The following is a 15,131-nucleotide window of genomic DNA, read 5'->3' on the forward strand; positions in this document are numbered from 1 at the left end:
GCCTCAGAGCAGAGCCTCGAGCTTGCGGCGGAGCTTCTTGCCGTTCGACGCGACGGGCAGCTCGTCGACCCACAGAACCCGGGAGACGGGCACCCCGGCGACGCGCATCAGCTCGGTCGTCGCGGACCGGGTCACCGCCTGTTCATCAATCGGAGGTTCATCCCCGTCCGATTGCCCGGCACCGGTCGCATCGTCGGCCTTACGATCGGTCGGGGTCCGCCTGGCCAAGAACACGGCGATCTCCTCTTCGCCCGTGGCTGGGTTGCTCCGGCCGAGAACGGCAACATCGCGGTCAAGCGCATTCTCCAGCACGGCTTCCAAATCAGCCGAATAGTAATTCCGGCCGTTGACGAAGATGATGTCCTTCTTCCGGCCGAGGACGAACAACTCGCCGTCACGGAGAATGCCCATGTCCCCCGTTGCGAACGCCCCGTCATCGGTGAGCTCGTGCTCCACGATCCCCTCTGCTGTGATCGCGGCGCGGGTCATCGGAGCGCCGGCGATGTGGATTTCACCGACGGTGCCGTCGCCGAGGACCCCGCCCCCGTCATCGCGGATGGTCAACGAGATCCCCGGGACGGCCTTGCCCAAGGCGACGAACTCAGCTCCGGACTCGCTCTCGATGTCCTCGAAACGCTGCCCCGTGGCGATGCCCGTCCGGTCAAGTCGCACCGTGGACAGACCTGAGTAGATGTCCCGGGTCGTGACCAGCAGGCAAGCTTCGGACATTCCGTAGGCGGAGGTCAGGGCATCCTCCCGGAGGCCCATGGCGGACATCGCCGCGAGGAACTTCCGGGCCAATGGAGCGTCGATGGGTTCAGAACCGCTCATCAGCTTCTGGACGTTGGAGAAGTCGTAACCGTGGTCATCCCCGAGGGGCCGGCGCTCGAGATGGCGCAGGAAATGCTTGAACGCGAAGTTCGGGCACACTGTCACCGTCGGCCGGTGCCTGGTCACGGCCTCGAACCACCTCGGGGGATCGGCGACCACCTCGGAAACCGGCAGCAACACCTGGTCGTACCCACGAAAAAGGGCGTAGACGTGGAAGCCGATCAGCGAAAGGTTGTGGGTCAAAGGTAGCCACGTGAGCATCTTGTTCTCGTACCGGTGCGCGTGGCGTGGGATCGTCGCGCGCAGACCGTTCAGCACGGACTCGTTGGTTACGATGACGCCTTTTGGCGATCCCGTGGAGCCGGACGAAAACTGGATGAGGGCTTCGCCGGCCGTCCCACCTCGCACCGGGAACGCGGGGACCGCCCCGGCGCCATCCCCGGAATCCACGTCCCCCGCCTGAGAGAAGTCCGATTCAGCATCACCCGGCATCGCCGCACCCGGTTCCGCGGCAGCGTCATTGACGATGGACACGTCGAGCAGCCGGTCCTCGCCCACGACCACGGCACCGTTTGCGCCGGTGAGCAGCGTGTGACTGCGTTCGTCGACCAGGATCGGGGCCCCGGGCATCATGTCCGAGAGCGTCCGCACCCTGTCGACGTCAACCGGGCCCGACACCGGCGGCGCAAGCGCCGGAACCGCGCCGGCGTAGACGCAGCCCCAGAACGCCCGGATGAGCCCGCGGTTCTCCGAAACCTGGAAGATCACGCGATCGCCGGGGCCGATGCCGGCTTCGGCCAACCGAGTCGCAGCCGCCACCGCCTCCGCATGGACCCGGCCATACGGGACGAAGACGTCCCGCCGATTCTCGACGAAGGTGATCCCCTTTTTCGTCTCATCGGCCTTGTCCCGAAGCACGTCGCTGATGGTCCGGATCGTGTTCATTGGTACCTCTTTCGGTTGTCGGCGCCATGCCGGTGCCGGGCGGACCGGGCCCGCATGGCGTGACCCGGAGGATGTGTCTGAAGGGTTGAAAGGGTGAAGCAACTGGGTGGGGCGCGTCTCCGCACAAGCTCGGAAACGCTCGCGGGCCCGGGACCCGCCGGTTCCGGGTGCCCGTCAAGTCACTGCGGACACCAGGGCGACGACGAAGGCCGCGGCGGACGCTGCGGCCACGAACCCGTCACGCACTCGCCAGGGGTGATCGGTGCGGAAGGTGCGCCGCGGATGGCGGCCGAAGTTGCGCATCGCCAGGGTCAGGGACAGCTTTTCGGCGCAGCGCACGGCGCTGACGAACAAGGGAAAGGCGATGCACGCGGGCGTCGTCGCGCGAATGAAGCCGGAGCGGAAAGACTGCCCCGGTCGCATCGAGCGCAATCTAATCGCCCATGTCAGATGGGGGATTTCGCTGCGCAGGAACGCCGCGATGCTCACCCCGGAAATCGCTATGGTGCACCATGTGTAGGGCACCCGGAGGCGTTGCACCATGGCGTCGAAAAGCTCCTCGACGCGCATACACGCGGAGACCAGGACCGTCCCCGCAAACACGGCCGTCAGCAGCAGTCCGTGATGGATGCCGTGGCGGACAGCCTCCGCCGGATCCCCACCGCCGTAGAACTCGGAGCGCCACCCGAGCAGGCCGAAGAACACCCCGATCAACAGGACGAGGAGGACCTTCCCCGCCGTCGCCCGAACGTCGCGTTCCGCGATCGCAGCGAGTGCGAGGAACGCGACCCCCGTCAGAGCGAGAACGGCGTCTCCGCCGGAGAGCAGCCCGGCGACGAGGACGAGCATCACCGCCGCGACAATCGTGATGGCGTTCAACCCCGCGCGCCTTCGAGCGGCGGATCCACTGGTCCAGGGGCTTTCGTCCAAGGACGTCCGTGCGCCGGCCGCGGGCAGTGCGCGATCCCGCCGGGACGACTCCGGGGAAGCCGGCACGTCGGCTGCGGGACCGGACCAGGCGACCTTCCCTTCGGCGACGATGCTCGCCCGATCCGCCCACGTTCGCGCGACACGGCGGTCGTGGCACGTGAACACAACGGTTCCGCCGGCCCCGGCGTATTCCGCTAGGGCATCCAGTACGATGCGCGAGCTCGGCGAATCCAGGTGCGCCAACGGTTCGTCGAGAAGCAGCAAACGGCGATTGGCCGCCACCGCCAGGAAGATGCCCAACCGTCTTTTCTGTCCGCCCGACAGGACGAACGGCGAGACGGGGTCAAGTGCCCGGGGGCACATGGCTTCCCGCAGTTTCCGCAGCTCATCGGCGCCGAGTGGCCCGTGCGGGTCCGTGCCGGCCAGCGCGGAGTCGATTTCCGCAGCGACGGTCGCGCGGGTGAACTGGTGCTCGGGGTTCTGGAACGCCAACGACGCGAAGGCGTCGGGGACGCGCCGGGCAGACGCGCCGTCAATCCGGAGGTCCACTCCCGCCTTCATCTGGCCCGACAGCACCGCCAGCAAGGTGGACTTACCGGCTCCGTTGGCACCGACTAGGGCATGAATCTCGCCCCGTTCCAGTGTCAGATCGGCCCCGTTCAGGATCCTCTCCCCGCCTCGGGTCACGTGGGTTCCGGTCAAGGCCAGCAGTGGAACGGCATCCGCCTCCGATTCCGGATTGGGACGGTCCCGCACCCCCGTGCCCGGCGTACTGGCGTCCGGCGTTCCGGCGGTCGCGGCCGTCGTCGCAATGCCCTTCACCGCGATGCCATCCGGCGCTCCGTGGGCGGCGACGCTCCCGTCCGCATCGAGGATCGTCACCGTGTCGACCCACCCGTCGAACGGGCGGAGGTCGTGCTCGATGAGCAGGATGACGCGCCCCGGGGCCCGCAAATCACGGATGGCGGCGAACAGCGACCGGCGACCGTCCTCGTCGACGTGGGCCGCGGGCTCGTCGAAGATCATGACCTCCGGCGCCCTGGCCACCGCACCGGCGATGGCCATCCGCTGGCGTTGCCCGCCCGACAAAGCCCACGGATCCTTCTCCGCGAGCTCTGACAGCCCGAGCTCCGATAGAGCCTCGGCTGATCGCTTGGCGACGATACCGGCTTCCACGAGGGAAAACTCGAGGGCCATGGCCACGTCATCGACGACTCGGAGCGTGAGCACCTGCGTCGCCGGGTCTTGCCCGACGAAGGTGACCAGGTCCCCGTCCACGGGGCGTTCGGTGCCGTCGGCATCGACGATGTGCACGAATCCGGCATGGTCGATGGGGATGTGCGAGGGAATCAGTCCAGCGATGAGGTGGGCCAGGCTCGTCTTTCCGCATCCCACGGGTCCCGTGATGGCGTTGATCGTGCCGAAATCGAAGGAGAGATCCACCATGTCGGGTGCCCATCGCCCATCGGCGTGCCGCACGCCCGCGCCCCTAACCCGTAACCGGGCCGGGGCCGTCCCGCGTGTCGCACCGGCGCACGCGGGTGCTCCGCCGGTCACCGGGTGACCCCGCGGCTGCGAAGCCCCTTTGCGACGGCAAAGCCCAGGACCAAAAACACCAAGCTCGATGCCAAGGCTACGGCGAAGCTGATCAGGGTCATGGGAGTGGTCGGCGAGTCGACGCCGACTGCGCGCGGGGCCATCGGTCCCATCAGCGCGGAGAACAACATCGCCGACGCCACGAACTGGGGACGCGTCCACCGCCGGTACAGGGTGACCATGAACGGAAGCTCGATGAGCAATCCTTCCATAATCAGCGCCCCGATTGCGGCGACGCCGAACGGGGTGGTCGCCGCGGACACGACGCCCATGGCAAGGCACGCGATGAGGCTCGCGCCAAGCTTGCGGACGACGATGAGGGGAACAACGCACTGCAGGAACCACAACCCGAGCGTCGCCGCGACGAGATAAACGTGGGCGATGCCGGCGAACACCTGCAGGTAGGTCAGGGGCACGATGATGAGAGACCCCGCGACGCCGATTGCGGCGGCGACGAGCATGTCGCGGGTGGATGGTCGGCCACCCGCTGCGACCGATGCGACGTGCACCAACCGCCCGTCATCCGTCTGCGACGCCACCGCGTCCCCGGCTCCCCCTCCGGAGAGGGGCTCTCCGGTCGATCCACGTTTTCCGTTCATCGTCGCCGCCTCGCTTCCGTTGCCGGTTCCCGATCGGGAACACCACCTGAAACAGTCTCAGGTTAGGCAATGCTTATCGCGTTACGCCAGGCTCAATTTACTTACCTTACCCCCGCTCCCCCCCGTTACCGTGATGGTGCCACCCCCCCTCACGGGGCGCGGCCACCAGGCCCGGCATGACTTATCTGCGTGAACATTTCCATAATCCGGGGGTGTTGCCACCGGACACCGGGGACAACCGCTGACAGCTAATAGGGACACGGACCAAACAGAGGTCTCGTCGTAACGTGGGTGCCTGCAACGGATGTCCAAGACACCTGTGACCAGCCGCAACAGAAGGACACCACCATGGAACCGTCCACAACACCCGAAATCATCATCGGCCTCGACGTCGGCAAAACTGGCCACCATGCCTGCGCGCTGACCAACACCGGCGAGAGAATTTACGACAAACCACTGCCCCAAGACGAAGCCGCACGGCGCGAAATCTTCGCGTCCATGCAGGCCCACGGCAGCGTTGTCATGGTTGTCGATCAACCCAACACGATCGGCACCCTGCCCATCGCCGTGGCCCGCGACTGCGGTTGCACGGTCGGAGACCTCCCCGACCTAGCCATACGACAAGCAGCCGATTTCTACCCTGGACGATCAAAAACCGTCCGCCGGGATGCATTCATCATCGCCGACACCGCCCGCACCATGCCGCACACACTGCGGGCAGTCGACCGCGACGACGAGGCACTAGCAGCGCTGAAGATGCTCGCCGGATTCGACGACGAGATCGCCAAAGACGCCACCCGAACGAAAAACCGCCTTCGCAGCGTGCTCACACAGATTCACCCCGCACTCGAGCGCGTCTTTGCAGGCGAGATTCTCTCGCGCACGCTGGTGCTGGACTCGCTCATCCACTACGAAGGTCCGACAAAACTGACCGCCGCAGGTCGAGGCCGGGTCCTGAAGTGGATGCGCAACCGCGCCAAGAAGGACCCTGCTGCCCTGGTTGACGCAATTTTCGCCGCCCTTGCCGAGCAAACTGTCACGGTATCCGGCACTGCAGCAGCAGAATTGGTCATCCCGCAGCTGGCGGCGAACATCAAAGCGCTTCAAGCACAGCGCGACACGATCGCCGGACAAGTCGAGGAGATGTGCGAATCGTTTTCCTCTTGCCCAGGTCTTGATGTCGATGCCCGGCGTAGGTATCAAGACCGCCTCTAACATCTTGTGGTCCATCGGCGATTGCCAGGACTTCGCCGACGCCGCGCACTTGGCTGCTTACGCCGGCATCGCGCCGACCACCCGGCAGTCGGGTACGTCGGTCCGCGGCGAGTTTCCCACCAGGGCCGGCAATAAACAGTTGAAAAAACGCAATGTTTCGATCGGCGTGGATCGCGTCGAACTGCCATCCCGCATCGCGCGACTACTACCTGCGTAAACGGGCTGAAGGACAGAAGCACAATGCCGCGGTGATGTGGCTTGCCCGGAGCCGCTGCAACGTCATCTATGCCCTGTTGACTCGGCCCATGCATCCGCGCCGAAGCCGCGCAGAACCACGTCCACCAGCGGTAGGCGATAGCGGCCTCCCGCACCGAAAGCTCCGTCCCCTCCCCTGCCCTCCCCATCGCCTCAAACCCCATGGTTTAGGAGGGGGAAGAGGGCGTTCGAGGGCTCAACAGCTCAAGCCCAGGACCGCCGACTTACAGCTCGTCGATGTGCTTGCGCTTCGGGTAGACGCGCGGGCGAGCACCGGCAATCTCCTCAGCGATGCGAACGACCTGGTTGGAGTAACCGAACTCGTTGTCGTACCAGACGTAGAGCACTAGGTGCTTACCGTTGGCGATGGTAGCCAGACCATCGACGATGCCAGCGTGGGTGGAACCAACGAAGTCGGTGGAGACCACTTCTGGTGAGTGGATGTAGTCAATCTGCTGGCGCAGGACGGACTTCAGGGAAACTTCGCGCAGGTAGTTGTTAACCTCGTCGCGGTCGACCTCAGTGTCCAGAGTCAGGTTCAGCACCGCCATGGAAACGTCCGGGGTGGGAACGCGGATCGCGTTACCGGTCAGCTTGCCCTCAAACTCCGGCAGAGCCTTGGCGACGGCCTTTGCGGCACCAGTCTCAGTGAGAACCATGTTCAGGGTGGCTGCGCGACCACGGCGGGAACCCTTGTGGAAGTTGTCAATCAGGTTCTGGTCATTGGTGAAGGAGTGGACGGTCTCGACGTGACCGAACTCGACGCCCCACTTGTCATTGACGACCTTCAGCACCGGGGTGATGCCGTTGGTAGTACAGGAGGCTGCCGACAAAATGTTGTCAGAGTCCTCGATGATGCTGTGGTTAATTCCGTAGACGATGTTCTTTACATCGCCCTTGCCCGGCGCGGTGAGCAGAACCTTGGAAACCCCCTTGGACTGAAGGTGCTGCGACAGTCCCTCACGGTCACGCCAACGACCGGTGTTGTCAATGACAATCGCATCGTTAATGTCGTAGGCGGTGTAGTCAACAGTTGCCGGGTCGTTGGAGTAAATGACCTGGATCGGGGTGCCGTTTGCCCAAATAATGTTGTTTTCGCGGTCAACCGAGATGGTGCCGTCGAATGCACCGTGGACGGAGTCACGGCGCAGCAGCGAAGCACGCTTGACGATGTCGTCCTCACCATTCTGGCGAACCACAATCGCGCGCAGGCGCGGGCCGTTGAACAGTGCCTCACGAGCAAGCAGAATGCGGGCCAGCAGACGACCGATGCGTCCGAAACCGTAGAGGACAATGTCGGTCTTCAGGGTGTGAGTCCCGGCACCGATAACCTCGGCAAGCTCCCGCTCGAGGAATGCGCGCAGGTCGCCGCCTTCCTCTTCGAAGCTGGTAGCCAGGGCGCCCAGGTCGATGGAGGCGGTGCCGAGATCCATCTTCACCAGTTCCTGCAGAATCGGCAGAGTCTGGCTCAGAGGCAGCTCCTGCGAGGTAATGCGACGGGCGTAGCGGTGCGACTTAATGATGCCGGTCTCGGTGACGTTTTCCAGTCGGCGGCCGAAGATTGAAGTCACGACATCGTTGTTGCGCCGCAGCTGTCCCAGGAGGGGGATCATCTGCTCTGCAAGGCTGATGCGCTCATTCCAGTCATTGCGCTTGATGGGGGCCGAATCCGACATAAATCCTCCTGGCTTAAATGAATATGAGTTCCCCCTCAAAATACCCCGCACACGCCGTTCACCGGCTATCGCCCTCAACTGGGTACCCCGTATTGTGGCCCAGCTTTCACCCAATCGGGGGAGGCATTGGGAGGCGACCTGAGGAAGAAAAGTGAACCCTACTTACCCGTTAGAATTAAAGCCATGACGGAACCCCTGGATATCCAGCAGCAATCTCCCGCCCAGCCGCCATACCGCCTTGTAGTCACGGATATGGACGGGACTCTATTAAATGAAGACAAGGAAATCCCGGATTCCTTTTGGCCGGTAGTCACTGAACTGCTCGACTGCGGTGTCCACTTCGCTCCCGCATCGGGCCGCCAGTACGCCACTCTGGCCGACCAGTTCGCCCCCATTGCACACCGCATCCCAATCATTGCGGAAAACGGCAACTATGTCGCGGATGCGGGCGAGGTGGTCTCGGTTACCAGTATCGACCACGACATCGTCACCCAGTTGGTACACGCGATCCGCCAGTTCAACGACAACCGTGTGGCAGCGGGGCGCACTCCTCTATCGGTTATCATCTGCGGCGCTGCCAGCGCATACGTGGAGTTTTTCCCGCCGCATTTCAATATTTCGGAGGAAGTTCAGCAGCTGCAATTCAACGAGGCCGCCAAGTACTACTTGAAGCTGCAGAAGGTCGATGATGTCATCGTCGCCGCCGCCGAGGACGGCATCGTCAAAATTGCCGCCTTTGATCCTTACTCCGTCGAAGACGAATCCGCCGATTACTTGCGTTCCCAGAGCCCGCACCTGCGCGCGGTAGTCTCCGGTGCACATTGGGTCGACCTCATCGACGCCAACACCAACAAGGGCACGGCACTCGCCGCCCTGCAGGAGGCCCTCGGTGTCTCTCCTGCCGAAACTGTCTGCTTTGTTGACTACCTGAATGACCTCGAGCTCATCGACCACGCAAGCCGTTCGTTTGCCATGTCCAACGGTCACCCGGAAATCAAACGCCGCGCCACCGACATCGCACCGTCGAACGCGGAGGAAGGCGTCATCACGACGCTGCGCGAACTGTTCAACCTCTAACGTCGCCCCAACGTAATTGACCCCTTACCCCACTGGAGCGGTAAGTTAGAAAGGTTGAACCCGATTCCCTTATTCCGATTTTCTTTTTAAGGAAAGCGTAGTCTCCCTGTGACAACTCTCGCCGAAGAAGCAGCACGCCGCCGCACATTTGCCGTCATCGCACACCCGGATGCCGGTAAGTCCACGCTCACCGAGGCGCTGGCACTGCATGCTCATGTCATTAACGAAGCCGGTGCTGTCCACGGCAAGGCCGGCCGCAAGTCGACTGTGTCCGACTGGATGGACATGGAGAAAGATCGCGGCATCTCGATTGCCTCTTCCGCGCTGCAGTTCGAGTACCAACCAGAGGGGCACGACGGCGAACCATACATGATCAATCTCGTCGATACACCTGGTCACGCCGACTTCTCCGAAGACACCTACCGTGTGCTCACGGCTGTCGACGCCGCTGTCATGCTTGTCGACGGCGCCAAGGGTCTCGAGCCTCAGACGTTGAAGCTGTTCCGGGTTTGTAAGTCCAACGGAATTCCCATCGTCACGGTCATCAACAAGTGGGACCGCCCGGGTAAGGCTCCCCTGGAATTGATGGATGAGATTGTTGCGGAGATTGGCCTGCAGCCGACACCGCTGTACTGGCCAGTCGGCGAGGCGGGTGACTTCCGCGGTCTACTGGAGCGTGGCGAGGACGGTGAGGCCAAGCAGTTCATCGGCTTCGAGCGCACTGCCGGTGGTGCCACCATTGCCGCCGAGCGGCACCTCACCCCAGATGAGGCCGCCGCGGAACAGGGCGATGCCTGGGAGACGGCAGCCGAGGAGTCCGAACTGCTCTCCGCCGATAGCGCTGACCACGACCAGGAGATGTACCTCGCTGGTGACACCTCTCCGGTGATTTTCGCCTCGGCCATGCTGAATTGGGGTGTCCACCAGATCCTGGACACTCTCTGCGAACTGGCTCCGGCACCTGGCGCCCGCGAGTCCGACCCGGCTGCCGTTGCCGCTGCTGCGGCTGGCGGCCAGGGAGCTATCGTCGAAAAGCGCGAACCGACGGATGATTTTTCGGGCGTCGTGTTCAAGGTGCAGGCGGGTATGGATACGCACCACCGCGACAAGCTGGCGTTCATGCGCGTTGTCTCTGGTGAGTTTGACCGCGGCATGCAGGTCACGCATGCGCAGTCGGGACGCAGTTTTTCTACAAAGTACGCCCTGACAGTGTTCGGTCGGACGCGTTCGACCGTGGAGACGGCCTACCCGGGCGACATTGTCGGCCTGGTCAATGCGGGTTCGCTGGCGCCGGGTGACACCATTTACGAGGGCCGCAAGGTTCAATTCAAGCCAATGCCTCAATTCGCGCCGGAGCACTTCCGCACCCTGCGCGCCAAGAGCCTGGGCAAGTACAAGCAGTTCCGCAAGGCTGTCGACCAGCTCGATGCCGAGGGCGTGGTGCAGATTCTGCGCAACGATGCCCGCGGCGATGCCGCCCCGGTCATGGCCGCGGTCGGACCGATGCAGTTCGAGGTGATGATGGCGCGCATGGAAAACGAGTACAACGTCGAGACCATCGCAGATCCCATCCCCTACTCCGTCGCCCGCCGCACGGACGAAGAGACCGCGCCGGAGCTTGCAAAGCAACGCGGCGTGGAGATCTTCACGCGTTCCGACGGCGCCCTCATCGCCCTCTTCGGCGACAAGTGGAAGCTGTCATTCATTGAGAAGGAGCACCCGGAGTTCACGCTCGAGACGCTGGTCGCTGACTAAAGTTCTCGGTTGCACACAGCGGCAGCGCCAATAACAACCCAATAGAGATAAGGAGATTTCACCAACATTGAGCCAAACGGTTGAGCTTCCTCCGCAACCAAGTGCATGGCAGCTTTTTACTGCCTTCCACTCCCGTGCGCAGAGATGGCCAGGTGCCCTCCGCGCAGCACTCGCGCTATTCCTGCCGGGTGCCGTGGCACTTCTCACCGGCCATGGCTCGGAGATGCTCCTTATCGCCGCTGGTGGTTGCGTGGTCATCTATGGCGAAGGCCACCCCTACCGCAGTCGCCTGCGCGTGATGGCCATCGCCGGACTATGCCTGGTCGCCGGCGTTATGTCCGGCAGTTTTGTTGGCTCAGTGGTCCACAGTGAGATCGCTTCCGGCGACAGTAATCTATGGCTGCTGCTCATCGCGCTTTTTACCACGACGCTGGCTACCGCCGGCGCCTTTATCCAAAACGCACTGCGCCTGCCACCACCAGGTTCATTCTTCATTGTGATGGTCTCAGGCGGTACCACAATGGTCGCCCGCCTTGGCTTCAACCCGGTTGAAACCGCCATGTGGGCTACCGTTGGTGTGCTTTCGGCGATAGTCATCGGCATGGCACCACGGTTGTGGAATCCGCACGGCCCCGAGATGGCGGCCGTCCAATCCCTTGAATCAGCCATCGAGGCGATGGAAAAATCAGACTCGACATCGTTCGCCGTTCATCACCAGGCGCAAACTGCACTCACCGACGCATGGGAATCGCTTGCCGACGCAGGCATCATCCGTGGCAGCAAAATCGTCAAGCCCTCCCATACGGAACTGGTCAACCGTGTCATCGCTGCTCATCAGCGACTGATTGCTATCCGCGGCCGCTTGGGCGTGCACGGCAGCGCTGTGGACATCGTGGACACACCTAACCTTATCGACGAGACACAGACAACCATTCCACTCGCTCGGCCAAGCGTAAGCTACCGAGTCTTCCGCTCTTTCGAGCGCTATTCTCACGCGTCGATGACTGCGACAAAGGTGGCTATTACTGGCGGCTTAGCTGGTCTCATCAGCGTGCTAGTCGGTCTTGACCGGCCTGACTGGGCGGTGGTCAGCGCATTGATGACTCTACAGTGGGGCCCCGACCGCACCGCCGGTTCGATTCGAGGAATTCACCGCATGGTGGGCTCGATTATCGGCATTTTCCTCTATGCGCTGCTCTTTTCCTTTGGCCTGGACAGCTGGACGCTACTTATCGCGCTTGCAGCCTGCCAATTCGGCGCGGAGATTCTCGTGGTGAAGAACTATGCGCTGACGACGATCGTCACCACTCCGCTGGCGCTGCTGCTGGGCGGAAATGTCGCTGGCGAGCTCGCACCGATTGTGACCGATCGTGTTTTGGAAGTCGGTATCGCCTGCGCGCTGGCTCTCGCTGTCCTGCACTTCTGGCCGACCGAGAGCATTGAGAAGCACTACCTGCGTCATATTCCGCGCTGCTATCGACAGATGGGTGCTCTTCTCGGCGCGCTGCTAACCGGCACTCCGAATCAGGCACTCGATATTCGTCGCGATCTCCAGTACGAGCTGCTCAGCGAGCGCCAGGCCATCTCGTCTCTGGCCACCAACGACCCCAAAATCGCCGCTCCGCACTGGGATGGGCATCGTCGCATTCGCACGGCCGGTTACTTGCTGTTGGACTACTGCCGTACGCATCCAGATATTAGGCCTTCTCACGAAGAGATTTCCAAGCTCGCCGAAGTGGTTCAGGCAGCTAAGTCCGAGGAATACTAGTCCTCCGGCAGCGGAGGCTCCTTGCGTAGGTCGCGGGCGGTTGCCCGGCGTACCTCGCGCGGTTCCTCCTCCGAGCCCCGCGAACGGAACTTGGCCGCGATGTCCTTCAACGAAGACGACAGTGGCGGCAGCTTCTCCAGCGCGTCACGGCCCGCGTCCCACGCGTCGGTAGCAATGTTTTCCGCTTTCCGACGGAACTTGCGGACCTTCTCCTCACGCTGACGCTTAGTCTCTGCCGCGTCATTTTGCCGCTCGCGCTCACGCTCAAAGGCGGCGACATCGCGGGCCTCCGCGTCGGAAAGCCTCTTTGAAGCGTGTGCCGCGGCGTCCCACGATTCCTCCAGCGACTCCGCGAGGTGCAACATGGCATCGATGCGCTTTTCAACTTCGCGCAACTTCTCGCGGTAGCCCCGTTGAATGTCGTAGCGGCGCATGATGCGGCGGGCACGAGTGGCCTCATTGCGCCAGGTGATGATTGCGCCCTCAGAAATCGACTCATCGACGACGAAACGCATCGTCCACGGGTCGACATCAGCGCTGGCCAGATTGTTGCGTACCCGCTCCTCGCGGTCGAGGACGTCCTGCACGAGACTGCGGGCACGCTCTTCGGCTTGATGGGCGCGGTTGGTACGGGAGTTATCTGGTCGGAAGCTCACCTGGACTATCCTACCGCTCGGCTGCTGCCAAAGCCGGTACTTGGTCGGTCTCGGAGCTCTTCTGCTGGTTATTGTCGTGCTGGTGCTCGAGTCGAACCCAGGAGACAAAGCCCCAAATAACGAAGCATCCGTAGAAGAGGTACAGCGCTGCTGACGGGTAGTAGCCACCCTTGAGCAGCAACGGCACTCCCACGGCGTCAACGGCAATCCAGATCAGCCAGAATTCGTTCCAGCCGCGGGCCATGCCCCAGGTCGCTAGCATCGAACCGACGAAAATCCAGGCATCGGCCCATGGCCCCCACGAGCCCAGCATCTCAAAGACATTGGCACAGATCACTGTGGCGAAGATAGCCACGGCAATCATCCCAATGCGTTCCGTTGCCGTCGCCCACCGCGGCTCAATTGCGACCTCATCACCGCTCTGATTGCGGCTCTTGACCCAGCTGAACCACCCGTAGAGACTGACGACGATAAACATGACCTGACGCCCAGCCTGGCCATAGAGATCAAGATTTTGCGGCGTGTGGAAAACTCCGCCGAGGAAGACGGTAAACAGCAAGGCATTTCCGATAATGCCGACCGGCCAGGCCCATACCTTGCGTTTCATACCTAGGAAGGCACACGCGAGGCCAAAGAGGTTACCAACAATTTCTCGAATTAAGATTGGTGCTCCCGCCACACTGAGCTGTGCAGTGAGGAAACCCACCAAAAAATCCGACACGTATTCCACGAATTATTCAACTCCTTCTCTTTCATCCGGACTATGACCGTCGGTTTCGGATTCCAACCGAAATCTGCTTGTCCCCTACCTGATGACCCTTCTGGCCACAGGTAGGGCGCTCGTGGACTTGTCTGCGTCAGCCGCAGCTTCACCACCGGTGAGGAATTTCACCTCGCCCTGAGAATGCGAGTTCAACGTTAGCACTGTCGCCTTGTGCGCATGTGCATTTTATTCAATGAGGATCTAATACAGTCCCGACATATTTACGAATCTATAATGCGTAGTATGAGCCAAAAGCCCCGCCAGCCACGTCCTTCCCGCCCCGCCCGCTGCTCCCACCACAAGCGCTCCGCTGGCTGGGTTCCGGACCAGCACGGCGCTTGGTTCATGGTCACCATTCCCCCGCTGACTGCACTCGCGCTCAACCCCACATGGACAGGCCTTGCCGTAACCGCGACGTGGCTGCTCGGCTACTTCGCATTTTTCGCCGTCAGCGTCTGGCTCCGCTCTCGTCGCCAACGCCGCCATCTGGCACCCGCCGCCACATACACCGCGCTCACCGCCGTCGCTGGCTGCATCACTCTGCTTGCCGACGTTTCCCTTCTCACCTGGGTCGCCCTCATCGCCCCTCTTGCCGCTATCGCTATTTGGGAGACCTACCAGCGCCGACCGCGCTCACTTCTCTCTGGTGTCTCCACTGTTCTAGCCGCCAGCCTCATGGTGCCCATTATCGCCGGGCCAACCCCGAAAGCCTGGGCAATTGCGGCTATCTACGCTGGATATTTCGTCGGCACCGTGCCCTATGTGAAAACAATGATTCGCAAACGCGGCAGCCGACAGTGGCTCATTGGCTCGGTCACCTACCACGCCCTCATTACCGCTGCGGCCATCATCGGGTGGATCCTGCTCCGCGACCGGAATCTCATCAGCATCGGTGTGCCCATTGTCACCATTGGGCTTCTCATCAGGTCTTTTGCCATGCCAATCTCCGGTGCTCGCCGCGCTAAGCCGTGGACACCCAAACAGGTCGGAATTCTCGATGCTGTCTTTGGGCTCGCCGTGGTCCTGGCCGCATGGTAAAAACAACGGCGGGGATAAACTTTGGGG

Annotated in this window: 10 protein-coding genes, 1 pseudogene and 1 riboswitch; of the genes and pseudogenes, 5 read left to right on the plus strand and 6 right to left on the minus strand. The window is 62.4% G+C overall.

The features are described 5' to 3' along the window. Nucleotides 1-3 precede the first annotated feature (3 nt). The 3 genes from HMPREF2614_RS03230 to HMPREF2614_RS03240 all read right to left on the minus strand — a co-directional run bounded on the left by HMPREF2614_RS03230 (nucleotide 4) and on the right by HMPREF2614_RS03240 (nucleotide 4,841). Nucleotides 4-1,776, minus strand: coding sequence for an AMP-binding protein (locus tag HMPREF2614_RS03230; protein ID WP_070560118.1), 1,773 nt, complete (start codon nucleotides 1,774-1,776; stop codon nucleotides 4-6). A gap of 174 nt (nucleotides 1,777-1,950) precedes the next feature. Further along, nucleotides 1,951-4,152, minus strand: a complete 2,202-nt coding sequence (locus HMPREF2614_RS03235) for an ATP-binding cassette domain-containing protein (protein WP_246815670.1) — start codon at nucleotides 4,150-4,152, stop codon at nucleotides 1,951-1,953. 107 nt (nucleotides 4,153-4,259) lie between these two features. Further along, nucleotides 4,260-4,841: an ECF transporter S component gene (locus HMPREF2614_RS03240; RefSeq protein WP_239392990.1), complete on the minus strand. Its 582-nt coding sequence runs from the start codon at nucleotides 4,839-4,841 to the stop codon at nucleotides 4,260-4,262. Between the two features lie 408 nt (nucleotides 4,842-5,249). On the opposite strand from HMPREF2614_RS03240, the pseudogene HMPREF2614_RS10860 reads away from it, so the two are divergent. Beyond that, a pseudogene (locus HMPREF2614_RS10860) lies at nucleotides 5,250-6,412 on the plus strand (IS110 family transposase); the annotation flags it as partial. A gap of 183 nt (nucleotides 6,413-6,595) precedes the next feature. Here the strand turns inward: HMPREF2614_RS10860 and HMPREF2614_RS03250 are convergent. Next, nucleotides 6,596-8,047: a glyceraldehyde-3-phosphate dehydrogenase gene (locus HMPREF2614_RS03250; protein ID WP_070560124.1), complete on the minus strand. Its 1,452-nt coding sequence runs from the start codon at nucleotides 8,045-8,047 to the stop codon at nucleotides 6,596-6,598. A gap of 183 nt (nucleotides 8,048-8,230) precedes the next feature. Here HMPREF2614_RS03250 and HMPREF2614_RS03255 point away from each other — a divergent pair, with 183 nt between their 5' ends. From HMPREF2614_RS03255 to HMPREF2614_RS03265, 3 genes are all read left to right on the plus strand, one after another. Further along, on the plus strand, nucleotides 8,231-9,124 hold the full coding sequence (locus tag HMPREF2614_RS03255) for a Cof-type HAD-IIB family hydrolase (protein WP_038626246.1): 894 nt from the start codon (nucleotides 8,231-8,233) through the stop codon (nucleotides 9,122-9,124). 108 nt (nucleotides 9,125-9,232) lie between these two features. Continuing rightward, complete coding sequence (locus tag HMPREF2614_RS03260) at nucleotides 9,233-10,879, plus strand: peptide chain release factor 3 (RefSeq protein ID WP_038626248.1); 1,647 nt, start codon at nucleotides 9,233-9,235, stop codon at nucleotides 10,877-10,879. 67 nt (nucleotides 10,880-10,946) lie between these two features. Beyond that, nucleotides 10,947-12,647: an FUSC family protein gene (locus tag HMPREF2614_RS03265; RefSeq protein WP_038626251.1), complete on the plus strand. Its 1,701-nt coding sequence runs from the start codon at nucleotides 10,947-10,949 to the stop codon at nucleotides 12,645-12,647. On the opposite strand, the gene HMPREF2614_RS03270 is transcribed toward HMPREF2614_RS03265, so the two are convergent. Both HMPREF2614_RS03270 and pnuC read right to left on the minus strand, forming a co-directional pair. After that, nucleotides 12,644-13,303, minus strand: a complete 660-nt coding sequence (locus tag HMPREF2614_RS03270; protein ID WP_016423226.1) for a hypothetical protein — start codon at nucleotides 13,301-13,303, stop codon at nucleotides 12,644-12,646. The genes HMPREF2614_RS03265 and HMPREF2614_RS03270 overlap by 4 nt on opposite strands. 10 nt (nucleotides 13,304-13,313) lie before the next feature. Continuing rightward, complete coding sequence (gene pnuC / locus HMPREF2614_RS03275) at nucleotides 13,314-14,033, minus strand: nicotinamide riboside transporter PnuC (RefSeq protein WP_049181354.1); 720 nt, start codon at nucleotides 14,031-14,033, stop codon at nucleotides 13,314-13,316. Between the two features lie 10 nt (nucleotides 14,034-14,043). Further along, a riboswitch (FMN riboswitch) is annotated at nucleotides 14,044-14,213 on the minus strand. Between the two features lie 96 nt (nucleotides 14,214-14,309). Between pnuC and HMPREF2614_RS03280 the strand changes: the two genes are divergently transcribed. Next, nucleotides 14,310-15,104, plus strand: a complete 795-nt coding sequence (locus HMPREF2614_RS03280) for a YwiC-like family protein (protein WP_065422984.1) — start codon at nucleotides 14,310-14,312, stop codon at nucleotides 15,102-15,104. The last annotated feature ends 27 nt before the right edge of the window (nucleotides 15,105-15,131 follow it).

Origin of the sequence: Corynebacterium sp. HMSC074C11, assembly GCF_001809455.1 — a bacterium.
Taxonomy (GTDB): domain Bacteria; phylum Actinomycetota; class Actinomycetes; order Mycobacteriales; family Mycobacteriaceae; genus Corynebacterium; species Corynebacterium amycolatum.

Bases quoted from the DNA above. Each gene is read 5' to 3' on its own strand.
- HMPREF2614_RS03235 (WP_246815670.1), bottom strand. From the start codon at position 4,152: ATGGTGGATCTCTCCTTCGATTTCGGCACGATCAACGCCATCACGGGA.
- HMPREF2614_RS03255 (WP_038626246.1), top strand. From the start codon at position 8,231: ATGACGGAACCCCTGGATATCCAGCAGCAATCTCCCGCCCAGCCGCCA.
- HMPREF2614_RS03250 (WP_070560124.1), bottom strand. From the start codon at position 8,047: ATGTCGGATTCGGCCCCCATCAAGCGCAATGACTGGAATGAGCGCATC.
- HMPREF2614_RS03230 (WP_070560118.1), bottom strand. From the start codon at position 1,776: ATGAACACGATCCGGACCATCAGCGACGTGCTTCGGGACAAGGCCGAT.
- HMPREF2614_RS03280 (WP_065422984.1), top strand. From the start codon at position 14,310: ATGAGCCAAAAGCCCCGCCAGCCACGTCCTTCCCGCCCCGCCCGCTGC.